The sequence below is a fragment of the Frankia sp. CeCAU1 genome (assembly GCF_977971845.1).
Genome location: NZ_CDWWXA010000121.1, coordinates 1 through 1,187, shown reverse-complemented (window position 1 = coordinate 1,187; position 1,187 = coordinate 1). Strand labels below are relative to the sequence as shown.

Annotated in this window: 1 pseudogene; it reads right to left on the bottom strand. The window is 67.6% G+C overall.

What is annotated here, in order from left to right:
- Positions 1 to 35 precede the first annotated feature (35 nt).
- Positions 36 to 1,025 (bottom strand): annotated as a pseudogene (locus AC08OO_RS18235) (IS5 family transposase).
- Positions 1,026 to 1,187: the final 162 nt, after the last annotated feature.

Below are 1,187 nucleotides of genomic sequence, written 5' to 3'. Positions count from 1 at the left end.
ACCCAACCAGCACTAGGGCCTGTTCTGGGTTCGGATCATGGGGTCGGGAGGCTGCGTAGCCAGAGGATGGATCCGCGTAGGTGGAGTCCCGCGGCGTAGCTTTCGGGTGTCTTGTCGTAGCGGGTGGCCAGACCCCGCCATTCCTTGATCTTGTTGATGCTGCGTTCCACGGTGTTGCGGTCCTTGTAAAGCGTGGCGTCGTGGCTGACCGGGCGGCCACCGAGGCTGCCGCGCTTCTTACGGTTGGCCGTCTGGTCGGCCTTCTCCGGGATCACCGCCTGGATCTTCCGGGCGCGCAGGTGGGCGCGGTTGGCGCGGGAGGAGTACGCCTTGTCGCCGGCGACCGCGTCCGGCCGGGTCCTGGGGCGCCCGACCGGGCACCTTGATTTTCTTCAGGACCAGGAGGAAACGCGGGCTGTCCGCGGCCTGTCCGGGGGTCAGGACGATGGACAGCGGGCGGCAGCGCCGGTCGGTCGCGAGGTGCACCTTGCTGGTCAGCCCGCCCCGGAAACGTCCCAGCTCGGCGGCGGTCAGCCGAGCCCTGCGGCGTCGGCGTACCGCGCGGCGCCGTGCCCGTTCGGCTTCCTCACCACCCTCGGGCGCCTCGGTCACACAGTCGTTTTGCCCGGTTTCTGAAGCCCCTTTTCCTCCGTCAGGGCCTTCTCCAGGTCGACCAGGAGATCCGGGTCGACCACCATGCCCGCCGCGTGGTGATGCGCGCGGGCGACGGTGGAGTCCACGCTGGCCAGGCTGAGATCGACATCGTCGCGCGCCGCCGCCTCGGTGATCATCGCGTCCATGAGGGTCTGGAAGACCCCGTCCTGCGCCCACAGCCGGAACCGGTCGTAGATCGTCGACCAGGAGCCGTAGCGTTCGGGCACGTCCCGCCAGGGACTGCCGGTCCGGAACCTCCACATCACCGCGTTGACGTAGCTGCGCAGGTCAGGGATCAGCCCGGAGGCCCCCAGCGGGAGGTACGGCTCGATCAGCTCCCACTCACCGTCGGTCAGGTCGCCACGAGTCATACAACCGTGCTACCAGCCGGAGCACCCGAACACGAAAGGCGATCATCCCGCCTGTGATCCGAACCCGGAACAGGCTCTAGCAGGACTTCGTTAGGTGACTCCGGATAGGTGACTCCGGATAGGTGTTGTGTGACGGTGGGTGTGTGGGTGAAGGGTCGTTGG